Here is a 15014-nt window from a genome sequence, read left to right on the forward strand (position 1 = left end):
CACGTATCCCGTCCGCCGCACCGGACACGGCAGGTGCCGTCGGCGCGGGCGGCCGGGACACGGGAAGGCACCAGAGGGCCCGCCCGGCACCGGAAGCCACCGGCGGACCCGCCCGGCACCGGAAACAGGAGCGGGCCCCCACAGGGCGGCGGGGCTACAGGCCGCCGCCCCCCATGTGCGGGCCGCAGGCCGTCAGGCCGCCAGGCCCTTGTCGCGCGGGCCCTCCGCCCGCGGCTCGGGGATGCCCAGCGGCTCGGCGCGGCCGTTCGACGGGTCCTCCGGCGCCAGCTTGGACCGCACCATCCAGCGGCCCTTCGCGGATCCGGCGATCGCCCTGGTCACCGGGGTCAGCAGTAGTTGGGCGAGGGGGGCGAGCAGCAGCGTCACCGCCGTACCGAGGGCGAAGCCGCCCACCACGTCGGTGGGGTAGTGGACACCCATGTAGATACGGAGGAAGCCCTCGGCGAAGGCCAGGCCCAGCGCGGCCCAGCCGAGCTTGCGGTGGGCGAGGAAGATACCGACGGCGATCGCCATCGCCATCGTCGAGTGGTCGCTGACGAACGAGTAGTCCGTCTTGCCCTGGACCAGGACCTCCAGCGACTTGTCGTGCACGAACGGCCGCGGCCGCTCCACGAACCCGCGGATCGGAATGTTGATCACCAGGGCGACGGCGGCCGCCAGCGGCGCCCAGACGAGCGCGGCGAACCCGGCGACCGAGTCCTCCGTCGTCCCGCGCTTGCGGACGGACCACCATGCCCAGAGGCCGACGGCGACGAGCCCGAGCATGATCCCGTACTCGCCGACGAAGCCCATGATGCGGTCGAACCACGGCGGCGCGGCCTTCGCCAGACCGTTGATGTCGTGGAGCAGGCCGACATCGGCCCCCGCGGCCCCTCCCGACTCCGCCAGGGACACCGTCCCCACCGAACCCGTCTCCGACGCCGCCGGGGATACCCCTGTGGCGAGTCCAGCCATCTGCTGCGGCCCCTTGCCTTCCATCGGCCCTTCTTCGGCCTCGATTGCCCTGTCGTCGACGGCGGCGCGCCCGCGCACGGCGCCCTGCCGTCTGCCCCCGTGCCCCGTTGTCCGGCGGTCCGCCGGGCGGTGCGCGTGGCGCACGCCGCCCTCCGGCGGGGCGGCGAGTGATGATCACCGCCCGTCCGGTTCCGACGCCCGCCCGGGCGGTGCCGGTTCCGGCTCCGGTGTCCGCCGGTGCCGTACGGCCGCCGCCCGGCCTCCGTACAGTCTCCGTGCAGTTCCGTACGGCCGCCGCACTGGCTCCGTACGGTCGCTGTACGGGCTCCGTACGGATCGCCCACCGCGGCCGGCCGGCGTCCGCCCGGTCGCCCCGGCGGCTCCGTTCAGGGAACGGCCCGCCGGGCGCGGGCGTTCCGCCCGCTACCGAACGATCACCATGACGTTATCGAAGAGAAACACGTCATCGCAGCTCAGTGCGGTCGCCCGGGCTCCCGGGCGGGCTTCCCCGGCCGCCGTGGCCGGGGTGTTTCGGCCAGGCTCCCCGGGGCGCGTCCGGAGGTCCGGGAGCGCGCGGAGGGCGGTCGGGGTGGTGCGTCAGGCGGACGGCGGATGCTTCGGCAGCGATTTCGCGCCATCCTCCGTCACTCTGGTCGCCCCGAAGTAGTCCGGGGTGTCGATCTTGTCGAACCGGATCACGGCGCCGGGCCTCGGCGCGTTGATCATGTATCCGCCTCCGACGTAGATGCCCACGTGCCGGATGGCCCGCGAGTTGGTGAGGTCGTCCGAGAAGAAGACCAGGTCGCCGGGGAGCAGCTCGTCCCGGGAGGGATGCGGTCCCGCGTTGTACTGGTCGTTCGCCACCCGCGGCAGGTCGATCCCGACGGTCCGGAACGCGGCCTGGCTCAGGCCCGAGCAGTCGAACCGCCCGCCGTGCTCGGGGGTGCCGTTGCCGCCCCACAGATACTTGGTGCCGAGCTGCTGCTGGGCGAAGTTGATGGCGCCCGCCGCCTGCCGGGACGGGTCGACCCTGCCGACCGGGCGGGCGAAGCTCTTCTCCAGCGTACGGATGATCCGCACGTAGTTCTGCGTCTCCTTGTACGGCGGCACCCCGCCGTACCGGATGACCGCGTACGCACCGGCGTTGTACGCGGCGAGCATGTTGTTCGTCTGGTCCCCGGGGACCTTCTTCACGTATCCCGCGACCTTGCAGTCGTAGGTCGCGGCGGAGGGGATCGCGTCGGCGGGGTCCCAGACGTCCCGGTCGCCGTCGCCGTCGCCGTCCACTCCGTGCGCGGCCCAGGTGCCCGGGATGAACTGGGCGATGCCCTGCGCGGCCGCATGGCTCTGGGCCCGCGGGTTCCAGCCGGACTCCTGGTAGAGCTGGGCGGCCAGCAGCGCCGGGTTGATGGCCGGGCAGAGGTTGCCCCACTTCTGGACGAGGCCCTGATAGCGGGCCGGCACCGCGCCCTTGGCGAGGCCCACGGCCCGGCCGGAGCCGGAGCCGGTGGCTCCGGCGGCGAGCGAGTACGTACCGACGACGAGCAGGGCGAGGAAGGCCAGGCATCCCCCGACGGAGATACCGGCGACGAGCCACGCCTTACGCACCGTCAACCGCCCTCCGCCCGAACCGAGTCCGCCGAGCGCCAGTGTAGGCGGGTGACGGCCCGTTCAGGAGGTGGACGCGGACGCGCGCCCGGGCACGGCGGCCCGCGCCTCTGCGCCCGCCGGGGCCCGTCCCCGTACCCCGGCGGTGTCCCGCACCCCGGACCGGGCGGCCCCTCCCTCCCTGCGCTCCCCGTGCGCCCTGTTCCGGCCGCGGCCGCGCCGCCAGCATGGCGGCACACGTGCCCCGGCCCGCCCGAAACGTGAGGAGCGCCCCAAAGGTGGAACAACGACAGTCATTGCCCGGAGTCACGCAGCGTGATACACAGAGTGACGGTACGGGCTCCACTCGATGATCCCGATCCGCTCCACCGCAGGTCAGGGCGGCAGCGATCGGTCATACGTGCGGAGATCGGGTAAAGAGACCCGCCAAGTCGGCATACGCGGGCGGTTTCATCAGCGAAGATAGAGCGATGGCCCATGCCGAGGGGCACGGGCGGCGAAAAACCCGACAGGGGCGGTGAGTTACACATGATCCTGGCAGCCAAAGAAGGCGACATCAACACCATCATCGGCGGCATCGCGCCGAACTGGGGCCCGTTCGGGAGTCTGGGCAGCGAGGCCCGGGTGATGATCGAAGTGGTGATGGCCGTCGCCATTCTCATCTGCCTCGGCATCGCGATCTGGGGCGCGGCCAAACAGCGCATCGGAGCAACGGCACTCCGGGACACCTTCAGCGCCGAGCAGGGCAAGGGTCTGATCGTGGCCGGGCTGACCGGAGTCTTCATCATCGGGTCACTGGGGACCCTGTTCACCATCGTGTACGGGATGGCCGTCTGACCCGACCCGCTCCACCGACCCGTTCCGCCGGCCGACCGAGAGCCCGGACCACCCTCAGAGGTTGCGACCCCCCGATGCCCCTGACGCCCCCGCCGTCCCCGTCGCGCCGGCCGCACCGACCGTTCCGGTCGCGCCCGGCGGGTTCGGCGTACCCGGTCCCGAAGCCCCCGACAACCCCGGTGCATGCGATGTCCCTGATGGACCGTCACCGTCCGGGCCCCGGGATCCGCCGGGGGCCCGGGGAGAAGGCCGCACGATGAACCCCGCCGACGACCACGGCCACGGCTACCGCTCCGGCGACGCACCCGACGACCCCTACGGCGGCTCGGGCCGCACCCGTACCCGGCTGCCCGGCGCCTACGACGACGGCCTGGACGGCGGCGGCGCCCGCCGGCCGGTCCGCCCCTCCCGCTCCCTGATCACGGTCGTCGGGGTCGTGGTCCTGCTGATCGCCGCGATCGCCTTCGCCAACCAGGGCGGCGACGACGGCGACTCCGGGACCGGCGGCGGCTCCGGCGGCGCCAAGGGCATCTCCCCGACCGCCCCCACGGGCACCGCCCCGGTGCAGGGCCGGACCGACGGCATCCCCACCGGGTACGCGCGGGACGCGCAGGGGGCGCAGAGCGCGGCCGCCAACTTCACCGTCGCCCTCGGCTCCGACGGTATGTACGACAAGGACCGGCGGGCCCGGATCGTACGGACCGTGTACGCGTCCGACGTCGCCGAGGCCCGCCGGGCCGACCTCGACAAGGCGTACTCCCGCAAGGAACTCCTCTCCGGCATCGGGCTCGGCCCCGACGGCACCCCGCCGGAGGGCATGACCTTCGTGACCCGGCACAGCCCCGTGGGCACCAAGGTGGAGAGCGCCGGCCAGAACGCGGCCACGGTCTCCGTCTGGTATTCGGCCCTGTTCGGACTGGCCGGCGAGAACTCCCGTAACCCCGTCACCGAGAGCTGGTACACCAGCACCCTCCAGCTCCGCTGGGCCGGCGGCGACTGGAAGATCGTGAGCCACACCCAGAAGGACGGTCCGGTACCGGTCGGCCGCGACCAGACCGCTTCCGGCTCCCAGGAGATGGCGGATGCCGTCCAGCAGTTCGGAGGGTTCACCTATGCCCGCTAATCGCCGCGGCGCACTCCCGGGCAGGCTCCCGGGAGCACTCCCCGCCGCCCTCACGGTCACCGCCGCCCTGACGGCCCTGCAGACCGCGGCCGTTCTGCTGGCCACCCCGGCCGCGGCCGAACCGACCCCGCGGCCCAGCACCTCCGGGAATCCGGACTGCGCCATGCTCAGCGGCCCCTCCAAGGCCCGCTGCGAAGGCGGCGAAGGCGCCGGCACCACCTCCACCCCCGGTGATGTCGTCGACTCCCCCCTCATGATCCTCGGGCGCGGCTGTGCCGAAGCCGCCGCGTGGACCGTGGACACCCTCGCCAAGGCCGTGAAGTCCACCGCCACCGTCGACTTCACCAACACCACCTTCCTCTCCCAGTACGCCGTCGTCTTCGCCGCCGCCACCGTCCTCACCCTGATCATCTGGCTGCTGGCGGTCGCCAAGCGCGCCATCCGCGGCGTTCCCCTGATGACCGCGATCTCCGAGGCCGTCGGCTTCCTCTGGCTCACCGTCCTCGCCTCCGCCTTCACCCCGCTGCTCCTCTACACACTGGTCTCGGCCACCGACGCCATCTCCGAGGTCATCGCGGGCGGCACCAAGGACGAGACCGAGCAGTTCTTCGGCTCCTTCTCCCAGGCGCTGAAGCAGGGCAACGACATCGGCGGCGGCCCGATCATGCTGATCGTGGTCTCGATGGTCACGATCCTGGCCGCCGGGGTGCTCTATCTGGAGCTGTTCATCCGGGCCGTCCTGCTGTACGTCGGCGCCCTCCTCGGCGTCGTCGTCTACTCCGGTCTCGTCGACAAGAACATGTGGGGCCACGTCCGCCGCTGGGCCGGGCTGATGATCGCGATCATCCTGGTCAAACCGGTCATCCTGATCGTCCTCGGGCTGGCCGGCGCCCTCGCGGGCGACGACGGCCCCGACGCCTTCTCCGCCGTCGTCTCCGGACTGGCCATCGTGATCCTGGCGATCGTCGCCTCCGCGATGATCTACCGCTTCGTCCCCGGCTTCGGCGACGAGATCGTGGCCGCCCGCAACAACCGGCTCCAGGGCGGCGTCGAGAACCGCGCCGCCGCCGTCATCAGCTCCCCCGCCGCCCTGGTCTCCCAGGGCATCAAGACCCACAGCGCCCGCAGCACCCCCGGCGGCGAGAGCTCCGGCGGTGCCGCGGCCCGGCCCGCGAACCCCGTCGGCGGCGGAGTCGCCGCCCACGGCAGCCGCCCCACCGGCGGCGGTACGGGCGGGGCCGCCGCGCCCGCGCCCCGTAGCAGCGCACCCAGCACCAACACCCCGCACACCAACCGCACCAGCAACAACACCGGCACAGGAGGTGGAGGGCGTTGACCACCCAGTCCCATCCCATCGCGCCCCGCCGCACGTATCTCATCGGCCGGGCCCGGCCGAACGCGATCATCGGCAAGAACCGCGAGACCGGCGAGATCGCCCTGATCATCGCCGGTGCGTTCCTCGGCATGATGAGCGGACTGCTGGTCCCCTATCTCGTCCCGCGGATCGCCCTGCTGATGGGCTTTCCGCTGATCGCGCTCGCCGCCGTCTACCTCCCGTACAAACACCGCACCTTCTACCGCTGGTTCGAGATCAACCGCAGCTTCAAGCGGACCCTGCGCTCGAACACGGTCTACCGTTCGGCGGCCGCCGAGGCCGGCACCCGGCTCGACGGCCGCGAGGTCGAGATCGGCCCGCCCCCCGGTATCGGCCGGATCAGCTGGCTCTCCGCCCCCTTCGGCCCCGACGAGATCGCCGTACTGCTGCACGCCGACCGCCGTACGGTCACCGCCGCCATCGAGATCGAAGGCCCCGGCGTCGGGCTGCGCGACAGCGAGGACCAGGAGGCCCTGGTCGACCGCTTCGGCACCCTCCTCAAGCACGTCGCCAACGGGGACGGCTTCGTCACCCGGATCCAGATGCTGGCCCGCACCCTGCCCGCGGACCCCGACGCCCATGCCAAGGACGTCGCCCAGCGCGGCGACGAACGCTCCCCGGAGTGGCTGCGCGACTCGTACGACCAGCTCCAGTCGATGGTCTCCACCTCCAGCGAGCAGCACCGCGCCTATCTCGTCGCCTGTATGCACTACACCCGCGAACTGGCCGCCGAGGCGCATGCCATGGCCCGGGCCTCCCGCCACACCAACAAGGGCCGCAAGCTCGACAAGGACGCCGGGCTCGCGGTCGTGATGGCCCGTGAGCTGACGGATATCTGCGCCCGGCTCGCCGAGGCCGATATCCGGGTCCGCCAGCCGCTGGGCCAGGGCCGGCTCGCGTCCCTCGTGCACTCGATGTACGACCCGGACCACCCCATCGACCACATCCAGGCCATGACCAAGCGGAACGCCTGGCCCGCGGAGCTGGACGCCATGGAGCCCACCTACCTCCAGGCCAAGACCCGCGAGTCCGCGACCCGCGCCCCCTGGTGCCATGCCACCGCCTGGGTGAAGGAGTGGCCGATGACCCCCGTCGGCGTCAACTTCCTCGCCCCGCTTCTCGTCCACACCCCGGACGTGATCCGTACCGTCGCGGTCACGATGGACCTCGAACCCACCGAGGTCGCCATCGAGCGGATGCTCACCGAGAAGACCAACGACGAGGCCGACGCCAGCCGCGCCGCCAAGATGAACCGCACCGTCGACCCGCGGGACATCGCCGCGCACGGCCGGCTCGACCAGCGGGGCGAAGACCTCGCCTCCGGTGCCGCGGGGGTCAACCTCGTCGGGTACATCACCGTGTCGTCCCGCTCCCCCGAGGCCCTGGCCCGGGACAAGCGGACGATCCGGGCGTCGGCCGGCAAGTCGTATCTGAAGCTGGAGTGGTGCGACCGCGAGCACCACCGGGCCTTTGTGAACACGCTGCCGTTCGCGACCGGCATCCGCCGTTAGGGGCCACTGTGCGAGATCCGCTGTCCAGCGTCACCGAGGCGTTCACCTCGTTCGTCTTCGGCAAGGTCGAGACCACCCGGCTGCCCGTGCGCACCTCGACGGGCCAGGCACAGGCCGTCTATCTCCCGACCGCCGCACCCGGCCTCGGCGACTCCGGCGTGATCATCGGCCGGGAGGTCTACAGCGGCAAGGGCTATATCTACGACCCCTTCCAGCTGTACGGGCAGCAGCTGCCCGCCCCGCACTGGCTGGTCCTCGGCGAGTCCGGCAACGGCAAGTCGGCCCTGGAGAAGACGTACGTCCTGCGGCAGCTCCGGTTCCGGGACCGCCAGGTCGTCGTCCTCGACGCCCAGGGCGAGGACGGTGTCGGCGAGTGGAACCTGGTCGCCGAGCAGGTGGGCATCACCCCCATCCGGCTCGACCCGATGACCGCGCTCGACGGCGGGATCCGGCTCAATCCGCTGGACCCGGCGATCACCACCACCGGCCAGCTGGCCCTGCTGCGGACCATCATCGAGGTGGCCATGGGCCACGGCCTCGACGAGCGCTCCGGCTTCGCGCTGAAGGTGGCCCACGCCTATGTCAACGAGACCATCACCGACCGGCAGCCCGTCCTCACCGACATCGTGGAGCAGTTGCGCCACCCGGAGGCCGAGTCCGCCGAGTCCATGAACGTCGACATAGACGACGTACGGGCCTGGGGCCTCGATGTCGCCCTGGTCCTCGACCGGCTCGTCGACGGCGATCTGCGCGGCATGTTCGACGGCCCGACGACGGTCGGCATCGACCTCGACGCCCCGCTCATCGTCTTCGACCTCTCCCATATCGACCGCAACTCGATCGCCATGCCGATCCTGATGGCGATCGTCGGGGTCTGGCTGGAGCACACCTGGATCAGGCCCGACCGGAAGAAGCGCATCTTCCTGGTCGAGGAGGCCTGGCACATCATCAACAGCCCCTTCGTGGCCCAGTTGTTCCAGCGGCTGCTGAAGTTCGGCCGCCGGCTCGGCCTCTCCTTCGTGGCCGTCGTCCACCATCTCTCCGACGTGGTGGACGGCGCGGCCGCCAAGGAGGCCGCGGCGATCCTGAAGATGGCCTCCACCCGGACCATCTACGCCCAGAAAGCGGACGAGGCACGGGCCACCGGGACGGTCCTCGGACTGCCCCGCTGGGCGGTCGAGATCATCCCGACCCTCACCCCCGGTATCGCCGTCTGGGACGTCAACGGCAATGTCCAGGTCGTCAAACACCTGGTCACCGAGGCCGAACGGCCGCTGGTCTTCACCGACCGGGCCATGACGGAGTCGTCCCGGCCACTGCCCGAGGAGATCGAAGCCGCGGAGTGGGAGGCGGAGCAGCGGGCGGAGCTGATGGAACGGCGGCGCAGGCAGTACGACGAGAACGCGTCCTCCGAGTCGACGGTGGCCTGAGGTGCGGCACGACCCCCGGCACGGCCCCGGCGGACACCACGGCCAACACGGCCACCACGGCCCGCCCGGCCGCCGCGCCGGCGGCGGGGTGCCCGACGGACTGCTGGCCGGGATCCTCGCGATGGCGGCCGCCGCGCTCTTCCTGGTCTGGACGTCGACCGGGCTCGCGGGACTGCTGGCGCACGGCTCCTGGCCCTCGGGGGTCTCCTTCACCCGGGCCCCCCGGGCGCTGCGGTCGCTGATCGGCGCGCCGGACGAACTGCCCGCGGCCTGGCCCTCGACCCCGCCGGGCGAGCTGTCCGGATACGGACTGTTCTGGGGCCTGGTCATCGGCCAGGTCATGATCCTGGCCGTACTGGCCGTGTTCACCGTCGGCACCCTGGCCCGCTGGAAGGCGGTCCGCCGGGCCCGCGCCGCGGAAGCGGCGGACCGGCGGCACGCGCAGTGGGACGACGAGCGGGGCGGGCGACAGCACGGGCCGTGGGACGACGGGCAGCGGCACGCGCGGTGGGACGAGAAGCGGGACGGACAGCGCGACGGGCGGCGGCAAGGACCGCGGAGTCCGTACGCGTACGAGGACACCGCCCCGCCCCCCGCGCCGCGGTCCGCCGCCCCCGGCCCGGTACCGCCCGCGAGCCGCTTCGACCCACCGGACCCCCTCCCCGAACCCCGCCGGGAAACCGGAGCAACGGCACCCGGACCGGCGCATGAACCGGCACAGGGACCGGGACACGGACGGGAACTCGGACCGGAACTCGGATCCGCGGCCGCACCGCCCCGCGAACCCGCGGTACCGGCGGTACCGGCACCCGCGGTGTCCGGGGAGCCCCCCGCCACCGCCCGGGAAGCCGCCGTTCCGTCCCCCCGCCCCGCGCCCGCCGTCTTCTTCGGCGGCCCCGAGGCCCGCCGCCCCACCGCGCTCAAGGCCGCCCGGGACGCCGAGGGCCCCCTGCTGGTGGTCACCTCCGACCCGGCGCTCTGGGCCGAGACCAAGGACGCCCGGGCCAAGCTGGGCCCCGTCCTCGTCTACGACCCCGGCCACCTCTGCGACACCCCCGCCCGGCTCCACTGGTCCCCCACCGCACGCTGCGAGGACGCCCCCACCGCCCGGGACCGGGCCGCCGCCCTGCTCGCGCCCGTCCGGCCGCACGCCCGGATCGACGCGGCCATGGCCGATACCGCGGAGACCCTCCTCCACTGCTGGCTGCACGCCGCGGCCGTCGACGGCCGCCCGTTCAAGCAGGTGCACCGCTGGGCCCAGGGCATCAACACCCAGGAGTCCGTCAAAATCCTGCGCACCCACACCAAGGCGGCCGCGGGGCTGGCCGGACTGCTGGAGGCCGCGCTCACCGCGCACCCGGAGCGCCGCGAGATCGCCCAGCAACTGGTCGCCCGCGCCCTGTCGTCGCTCTCGTCCATCCATATCCGCGAGGCATGCACTCCCAACCGAACTGATGCCCTCGCCTTGGAATCATTTATCAACGAGGGGGGAACCCTCTATCTGGTGGGCGAACCTCAGGAGGATCCGAGGGCCCACCCCGGAGCGATGCCACTGCTGACGGCACTGGCTTCAGACGTGGTCGAGCACGGCCGCCGCATGGCCGCACGGTCATCCGCCGGCCGGCTCGACCCACCACTCACCCTTGTTCTCGACGACGCGGCGGCCGTCGCCCCGCTCCCCGGACTGCCCGCCCTGCTCGCCTCGGGCCCGGCCGCCGGGCTGCCCGCCCATGTGCTGCTCCGCTCCCCCGAGCAGGCCAGATCCCGCTGGCAGGACCCGCTCCCCCGCTGACCGCCCCGCAGCCCCGGCGGGCGGGCCCTCGGGGCCGCCGTAGTACCGGGGTTGTACGCCACCGTCCCGGATGCCGTCCACGGTCGGACGATCCACGGCCGCCCGCGGAGCACGATCGTGCACATGATCGAAGCCCAGGGACTCACCAAGCGGTACGGCGGCGGCCGTTCCCATCCCCATCCGAAGAACCGCACCCGCCCACGCACCAAGACCGTCGTCGACGACCTCAGCTTCACCGTCCGCCCCGGCAGTGTCACCGGCTTCCTCGGCCCCAACGGCGCGGGCAAGTCCACCACGATGCGCATGATCCTCGGCCTGGACGCGCCCACCGCGGGCCGGGCCACCGTCGGCGGCCGGGCCTACGCCGCCCACCCGGCCCCTCTCACCGAGGTCGGCGCCCTCCTCGAAGCCCGCTCCGTCCACCCCGGCCGCAGCGCCCGCAACCATCTGACCGCCCTCGCCCACACCCATGGCATCCCCGGCGGCCGGGTCACCGAAGTCCTCGGCCTCACCGGTCTCACCGAGGTCGCCGACCGGCGCGTCAAAGGCTTCAGCCTCGGTATGGGCCAGCGCCTGGGCATCGCCGCCGCCCTGCTCGGCGATCCGGCGACCGTCGTCCTCGACGAACCGGTCAACGGCCTCGACCCCGAAGGCGTCCTGTGGATCCGGAATCTGCTGAAGTCCCTGGCGGCCGAGGGCCGTACCGTCCTCGTCTCCTCCCATCTGATGAGCGAGACGGCGCTGACCGCCGACCATCTCGTGATCATCGGCCGGGGCCGGCTGCTGGCCGACACCACGGTCGCCGACTTCGTCCGCTCGGCCGGGACGGACACGGTGAAGGTGGTCTCCCCGGCGGCGGGCCGGCTGGCGGAGCTGCTCGCGGGCCCGGGGATCCGGATCTCCTCGGACACCCCGGGGACGCTGACCGTCCGGGGCACGGACGCGGAGCGGATCGGCCGTACGGCCGCCGCGCACTCCCTCCCGCTGTACGAACTCACCCCGCAGGCAGCCTCCCTGGAGCAGGCGTTCATGGACCTCACCCGAACCGCCGTCGAGTACCGGACCGCCGTCGAATCCCGGGCGGGCACCCCGGACGCCGTACCCGCCGCCGCCCCGGAAGGGATCACCGCATGAGCACCACCGGCACCACCGCAACCGGCCCGTACCGTCTCAGCTACCCCGGTGTCCTGCGCGCCGAGTGGCACAAGCTGTGGACGGTCCGCTCCACCTGGATCACCCTGCTGACCGCCGTCGTCGTCACCGTCGGCCTCGGGGTGGCCATCGGCGCCACCTACGAGAGCGGCGGCGACGACGCCGATATGGACATCGTCTTCCTGACCCTGGTCGGCTTCCAGTTCGCCCTGATCGCCCTTGCCGTCCTCGGCATCCTGGTCACCGCCGGGGAGCATTCGACGGGCCAGGTCCGCTCCACGCTGACCGCGGTGCCCCGCCGTACGCCGGTGCTGTGGGCGAAGACCGCCGTCTTCGGGGCGGTGACCCTCGCCACCACCCTGGCCGCCACCTTCACCACCTTCTTCGCCGCCCAGGCGTTCTACAGCGGTACCGACCAGGCCGCGTCCCTCGGCGATCCGGGCATTCTGCGCGCCCTCCTCGGCAGCGCCGCCGGACTGACCCTGATGGCCGTGACCGCCCTGGGCATCGGAGCCCTCCTGCGCTCCGTCCCGGGCGCCATCGGCGGTTTCATCGGACTGGTGCTGATCCTGCCCGGCGTACTGGCGATGCTGCCGTACGACGCCACCGGCGAACTCGTCGACTACTTCCCGGCCGAGGCGTTCGCCGCCCTCAACAGCGCCCAGCCGGTGGCCGGAGCGGCCTCGCCCGGGGCCGCCCTGCTCGCCCTCGTCCTGTGGGCCGCGGTCTTCCTGGCCGGGGCGGCGGCGCTGCTGAAGCGGCGTGACGTATGACCCGTCGCCGTACGAGGATGGCGGGGTGACGGGGGAACAGGGGACGGCAGAGCACCTACCGGACCGGATACGAGCCCGGCTACGGGGCCGGAGCGGCGCACGCCGCCCGGCCCCCGCGGGCCCCGCCCCCGCGGATCCGGAGCAGACAGGCCCGGAGCGTGCGGATCCGGAGCGTACGGGCGGGGAGCAGACGGGCAGCCGGCATCCGGTCACCCACCTCCTGATCCGCCTCACCGACCGGATCCGGTCCTTCGACGTCCGCCGCCCCTGGGTCTGGGACACCACGGTCACCGGCTTCTGGCTGACGGCCGCCCTCGTCGACATCAGCAGCGGCGGCTGGCGCCGGATCCCGGGCAACAACGACGCCGTCCCGCTCTGGCTGGTCGTGGCGATGTCCGTCGGTTTCGCAGCACCCCTGCTGATCCGCCGCAGCCGCCCGCTCGGGGCACTGCTGCTGATCCTCCCGTTCCTCCTCGTCAACGCCTGGACGGGCGCCCGGCTCCAGTCCTCGCTCCTCCAGATGATCGTCTTCTACGGCATCGCCCTGCGGCTGCCGCTGCGGACGCTGGTCCCGGTGCTGGGACTGCTCTCGGTACCGCTGGCGATCGGCGCCGTACGGTACCCGGTGGAGAGCTGGGATCAGACGATCGTGCCGCCGCTGTACGCCCTCTGCATGGTCGCCCTGCTCGGTATCGCCGTCCGCTCCCGCAAGGAGTACACCGCCTCCCTGGTGGAACGCGCCCGGCGGCTGGAAATCGAGCGGGACCAGCAGGCGCGGCTCGCGACCGCGGCCGAACGCACCCGGATCGCCCGGGAGATGCACGACATCATCGGCCACAACCTCTCGGTGATCACCGGCCTCGCGGACGGCGGCCGCTATGCGGCGGCCGGCTCCCCCGAACGGGCCGTCCAGGCCCTCGACGCGATCGCCGCCACCAGCCGCACCGCACTGACCGATCTGCGCCGGCTGCTGGGGGTGCTGCGCGAGGACGAAGCGGGTACGGACTCTCCCGGCGGGCCCGGCGGCGAACGGGCGCCGCAGCCCGCGCTCGGCGATCTCGACGGGCTGATCGACGGGGTCCGCGCGGCCGGGCTCCCGGTCCGTACGACCGTACGCGGCGGCGCCGTCCCGCTCTCCCCCGGACAGCAGCTCACGGTCTACCGGATCGTGCAGGAGGCCCTGACCAACACCCTCAAGCACACACCCCCGGGCACCACGGCCGCGGTGGACCTGGCGCACGCCCCCGGATTCCTCACGGTCACCGTCACCGATACCGGCCCGGCCACCGCGCCGGGCCCGCGGGGCGAGGGCCGGGGCCTCACCGGAATGCGGGAACGCGCGGCGCTCTACGACGGCGCGCTCGAAGCCGCCCCGCTCCCGGCCGGCGGCTGGCGTGTCCGCCTCCGGCTTCCCGTCCCCCTCCCCGCGAAGGCCTCCGAATGACCACCGTGCTCATCACCGACGACCAGCCCATGCAGCGGTTCGGCTTCCGCATGCTGCTGGAGAGCCAGGACGATATGACCGTCGTCGGCGAGGCCGCGAACGGCACCGAGGCCGTCCGGATGGCAGCCGGTCTCCACCCCGATGTGGTGCTGATGGACATCCGGATGCCGGGCCTGGACGGTATCGAGGCGACCCGCAGGATCGTGGCCACCGGCGACCGCACCCGCATCCTGATCATGACGACGTTCGACCTGGACGAGTACGCGTACGACGCCCTGCGCTCGGGCGCCTCGGGATTCCTCATCAAGGACGCCTATCCGGAGGAGCTGCTCGCCGGGATCCGCGCGGTGGCCTCCGGGGACGCCGTGGTCGCGCCGAGTCTCACCCGCCGGCTGCTGGACGCCTACGCCCACCGGCTGCCGTCCGGTGCCGCCCGCACGGGCGGTGCGGAAGCCTCCGATCCCCGGCTCTCCGCCCTCACGGAACGGGAGCGGGAAATCCTCACGGTCGTCGGCCGCGGCTGGACGAATACGGAGATCGCCACCCGGTTCCAACTGGCCGAGTCGACGGTGAAGACCCATGTCTCCCGCATTCTGGCGAAGACGGGCGCCCGCCACCGGGTCCAGGCCGTCATCCTGGCCTACGACACCGGGCTGGTCCGCCCCCAGTGACCGGGGGCGGGTTTCTCCCCGCTTCTCCCCGGAAATGCAGAAAGGCCCCGCACCAAGGTGCGGGGCCTTCCCGGAAAAGTTGTTCGGCGGCGTCCTACTCTCCCACAGGGTCCCCCCTGCAGTACCATCGGCGCTGAAAGGCTTAGCTTCCGGGTTCGGAATGTAACCGGGCGTTTCCCTAACGCAATGACCACCGAAACACTATGAAACAATCAAACCTGCCGGACAGGTCGTTGCCTCAGAACTAACACAGTGGACGCGAGCAAATATGGACAAGCCCTCGGCCTATTAGTACCGGTCACCTCCACCAGTTACCTGGCTTC

12 protein-coding genes and 1 rRNA gene are annotated in these 15014 nt (G+C 72.3%); 10 read left to right on the plus strand and 3 right to left on the minus strand.

The annotated features are described in order from the left end of the window. Nucleotides 1-192: 192 nt before the first annotated feature. Nucleotides 193-999 carry a phosphatase PAP2 family protein gene (locus ACWDR0_RS11580; RefSeq protein WP_456351453.1) on the minus strand — a complete coding sequence of 269 codons (807 nt, stop codon included), beginning with the start codon at nt 997-999 and terminating at the stop codon, nt 193-195. Nucleotides 1000-1572: 573 nt separating this feature from the next. Continuing rightward, complete coding sequence (locus tag ACWDR0_RS11585; RefSeq protein ID WP_456351467.1) at nt 1573-2583, minus strand: C40 family peptidase; 1011 nt, start codon at nt 2581-2583, stop codon at nt 1573-1575. A gap of 528 nt (nt 2584-3111) precedes the next feature. On the opposite strand from ACWDR0_RS11585, the gene ACWDR0_RS11590 reads away from it, so the two are divergent. The 10 genes from ACWDR0_RS11590 (at nt 3112) to ACWDR0_RS11635 (ending at nt 14691) form a co-directional block, all read left to right on the plus strand. After that, a complete protein-coding gene (locus ACWDR0_RS11590; RefSeq protein WP_456351454.1) occupies nt 3112-3420 on the plus strand; it encodes a hypothetical protein in 309 nt (102 codons plus the stop codon). Nucleotides 3421-3676: 256 nt separating this feature from the next. Next, a complete protein-coding gene (locus ACWDR0_RS11595) occupies nt 3677-4543 on the plus strand; it encodes a hypothetical protein (RefSeq protein ID WP_456351455.1) in 867 nt (288 codons plus the stop codon). Continuing rightward, the gene (locus ACWDR0_RS11600; protein WP_456351456.1) at nt 4533-5879 is read left to right on the plus strand and encodes a hypothetical protein; all 1347 of its coding nucleotides are present in this window, start codon (nt 4533-4535) and stop codon (nt 5877-5879) included. Before ACWDR0_RS11595 ends, ACWDR0_RS11600 begins: the two co-directional genes overlap by 11 nt. Beyond that, the gene (locus ACWDR0_RS11605; RefSeq protein ID WP_456351457.1) at nt 5876-7429 is read left to right on the plus strand and encodes an SCO6880 family protein; all 1554 of its coding nucleotides are present in this window, start codon (nt 5876-5878) and stop codon (nt 7427-7429) included. Before ACWDR0_RS11600 ends, ACWDR0_RS11605 begins: the two co-directional genes overlap by 4 nt. Nucleotides 7430-7437: 8 nt before the next feature. Further along, nucleotides 7438-8859 (plus strand): ATP-binding protein, encoded by a 1422-nt coding sequence (locus ACWDR0_RS11610; protein ID WP_456351458.1) that lies wholly within the window; start codon nt 7438-7440, stop codon nt 8857-8859. 121 nt (nt 8860-8980) lie between these two features. Then, entirely contained in the window at nt 8981-10651 is a 1671-nt protein-coding gene (locus ACWDR0_RS11615) for a type VI secretion protein (RefSeq protein ID WP_456351468.1), read from the plus strand. Between the two features lie 123 nt (nt 10652-10774). Then, entirely contained in the window at nt 10775-11785 is a 1011-nt protein-coding gene (locus tag ACWDR0_RS11620; RefSeq protein WP_456351459.1) for an ABC transporter ATP-binding protein, read from the plus strand. Then, nucleotides 11782-12576 carry an ABC transporter permease subunit gene (locus tag ACWDR0_RS11625; protein ID WP_456351460.1) on the plus strand — a complete coding sequence of 265 codons (795 nt, stop codon included), beginning with the start codon at nt 11782-11784 and terminating at the stop codon, nt 12574-12576. Before ACWDR0_RS11620 ends, ACWDR0_RS11625 begins: the two co-directional genes overlap by 4 nt. Before the next feature lie 25 nt (nt 12577-12601). Further along, nucleotides 12602-14020, plus strand: a complete 1419-nt coding sequence (locus tag ACWDR0_RS11630; protein WP_456351461.1) for a sensor histidine kinase — start codon at nt 12602-12604, stop codon at nt 14018-14020. Continuing rightward, nucleotides 14017-14691, plus strand: coding sequence for a response regulator (locus tag ACWDR0_RS11635; RefSeq protein WP_456351462.1), 675 nt, complete (start codon nt 14017-14019; stop codon nt 14689-14691). Before ACWDR0_RS11630 ends, ACWDR0_RS11635 begins: the two co-directional genes overlap by 4 nt. A gap of 81 nt (nt 14692-14772) precedes the next feature. On the opposite strand, the gene rrf is transcribed toward ACWDR0_RS11635, so the two are convergent. Beyond that, nucleotides 14773-14889: ribosomal RNA gene (rrf, locus tag ACWDR0_RS11640) — 5S ribosomal RNA — on the minus strand. Between the last annotated feature and the right edge of the window lie 125 nt (nt 14890-15014).

This window comes from Streptomyces sp. NPDC003691 (genome assembly GCF_053981115.1).